Source organism: Gluconobacter kondonii (genome assembly GCF_002723995.1).
GTDB lineage: Bacteria > Pseudomonadota > Alphaproteobacteria > Acetobacterales > Acetobacteraceae > Gluconobacter > Gluconobacter kondonii.
The window spans coordinates 1-2781 of record NZ_BEWP01000048.1 but is presented as its reverse complement, the minus strand read 5'-3'; the positions used below and the strand labels follow the sequence as shown (position 1 = coordinate 2781).

The window sequence follows — 2781 nt, the reverse complement described above, 5'->3', positions numbered from 1 at the left end:
GCTGTTATCGACGATTTCAGTCGCAAGAACCTGGCATTGGTTGCCGACACGTCATTATCAGATGGACGGGTGGCGCGGGAACTGACGGCCCTGGTAGAATGATATGGCAAACCCCTCATGATTGTCAGCGACAACGGTACGGAGTTCACATCCCATGCCATCCTGAAATGGGCGGATGAGATGAAGATTGAATGGCACCATATCGCCCCCGGTAAACCGCAGCAGAATGGCTTTGTCGAAAGTTTCAACGGCCGGCTGAGGGATGAATGCCTCAACGAAACGCTGTTCACCTCCCTCAGCCATGCCCGACAGGTTCTGGCTGACTGGCGGGAAGACTACAACACGGTGCGTCCCCATTCCCAATTGGATGGCATGCCCCCGAGACACTTGTCATCCCACCAACCCCAAGCCATAAAAAACGGGAACTCTCCTTTTGAGTGGATACAAAAAGGGGGGCACGTCATTCATGATCCATACTCCAATCAACGCAAGAGAAATGGAATCATAGAGAACAGGTCAGCGCCAAGGGGCTTTTCGATCCCTCCAGGTCTGAAAGACTGGGAAAAGCCTCAGACGATCAATACCGACAAGGCCTCAAAATTCGTAAACTTAAAGAGAAAGATAAACTCGCCGATATGAGAGAAGACCCCTGATTGGGCAACAGTGCAGCGTTCACGCACACGCACAAAAGCCTCAAACACTATTATTCTCTAACCTCATGTCGGCTTCGCAGACGGGTCTAAATTGACTCCGTTGCTTGGTAAACCAGATTTTAAGTCTCCAATAAATATCGAATTAAAAATTTCTTACAATGGAGTGTGTAAATTAATATTATAATCTCCTCAACTCGGATTGAATATATTGAATTTTATCAAAATATATTTTCATTAACTCTGATTTTCTTTCGGAGTTATGTCCCCAGAAATGGACAAATCCGGTAAGTTTTTCATTTATACTTGGGTCGTGGTCAATGTATCTTGCATACTTGCTTATGCAGTTTGTGTTTACGTTAAAACTTTTTACGGATAAATAATTTATAACTTCTTGATCTGCCCATTTATTAAATTCTCTACCAAAACAATATCCAATATTCGTGATGCTTCTACGTGCATTATCTAAAAATTCTTTTACTTTGGTATTATCAGTATTCGAAAAAATAATCGTTCCGCCGTTGAAGCCGGCAGCATAAGGGCTCGGTACAAGTGAATCGAGTTGAATGAGACCTGCTCCAACAGGGACATGTGTCTGAACACGATGGAAGTCTTCTAATGGAGCGCAAATATCTTCTGTTAGTGTGGCCTCTTGAAGCATTTTGTTAACATCGCTGTTAAATATGATGTCGGGATCAAGGTACATAACTGGTTGATAGCCACTATATATTTCTTTCCCTAAAATACTAAATTTTGAACAAACATACCCAACAAAGTCTTTCGGATACATAAGGTCAACATCAATATTATCATCGCCTTCCATAGAGCAAATATCTCGGATAGAGGTACTATCCTCATTGGACATCACGATGATCTTGCCATCGAAATTGGCAAAACTCCTTAAGGAACGCACACAGAGGCTAAGCTGATTTAATACGCTTTTGCTTGAATAAGCCGTAATATAAATAAGAGGATTATAGAGAAGAAATTCCTCAAATTTCCATCCGTCACAAAATCCAATAAACTTATACTCGTTAAAATCATTGATACGCTGGCTGCGTATATCGATAGAAAAATTACCAATTTTCATGATAAAATCGCTACAAAAAATTATGCTTTTCCCGTCGAAAATCTCTCCTGTTCGTTTTGAGAGCCATTTATTAAGGATGACATACTGAATTTTTCTAATAAATTCATTATCTATAGGAAAAAAACTTTCCCATAGGTTGGCTTCGTCTCGCGTAAAAACAAGATGATCTCCCTCTAAGCAGAGATATTTTCCATCATTGTTTCTAAAAGAAACTGCTCTTGTTTTCTGATTATATATTCCTGTTACCTCACCAAAATTTTTGAAATGGCAATTAAATTCAGATTGATCGTTGAGGAAAATATAATCATCTTCTTTATTTAAATTTTTGTAGATGGGGTCTATATCAACATCTATAATATCCCCATAATTCAAATCGTTTATTTTTTTTGTATAATATACATCTTCAATATTATGTATAACTTCACCGTTATATGCCATTAAATACATTGCAATCACCCTAAAAATTCACGTAGAATCATCATATAAAAAATATAGTGTCATTAATAGCCTTATTTAAAAGAGGGATTCCGAGTGTCGTTTTTGCTTATAAGGTTATTTTCAGGGCGATAATCATGACGTGCTTTCTAGAAATGTAGCCATTCAAAAGTAGAGTCCGATCGAGAAGGATACGGACGGATGAAGCGCAGTTGTTTTACGGAGAGTAGATCATAGGGATCCTGAAGGAACAGGAGGCTGGGCGGAAGGCCCCTGATCTTTGCCGCTAACCCGGGATCAATGACGCGACCTTCTACAAATGGAAGACCCGTTGCGGTGGCCTTGAGGTATCCGAGGCAAAGCGGTTGAAGGCGCTGGAAGATGAAAACAGCCGCCTGAAATGTCTTCTGACGGATGCGATACTGGATAATGCTGAACTGAAGGAAATCGTTGGAAAAAGTGGTAGCGCCTGTCGTGAAACGGCAGGCGGTCTGACACATTTAGGAGGCTCTGGGCCTGAGTGAACGCCGTGCCTGTGCGTTTGTTGATATTGCGAGAAGTGTTGCGCGGTATGTTTCCACCACAGCGAATGATGCTGCCCTACCG

Annotated in this window: 1 protein-coding gene and 2 pseudogenes; 2 read left to right on the top strand and 1 reads right to left on the bottom strand. The window is 41.2% G+C overall.

The features are described from left to right. Window positions 1-384, top strand: a pseudogene (locus GKO01_RS15615) (integrase core domain-containing protein); the annotation flags it as partial. A 447-nt stretch (window positions 385-831) separates the two neighbouring features. On the opposite strand, the gene GKO01_RS15610 reads toward GKO01_RS15615, so the two are convergent. Next, window positions 832-2196, bottom strand: coding sequence for a hypothetical protein (locus GKO01_RS15610; RefSeq protein ID WP_145994807.1), 1365 nt, complete (start codon window positions 2194-2196; stop codon window positions 832-834). A gap of 180 nt (window positions 2197-2376) precedes the next feature. Between GKO01_RS15610 and GKO01_RS16435 the strand changes: the two are divergent. Next, window positions 2377-2781, top strand: a pseudogene (locus GKO01_RS16435) (transposase); the annotation flags it as partial.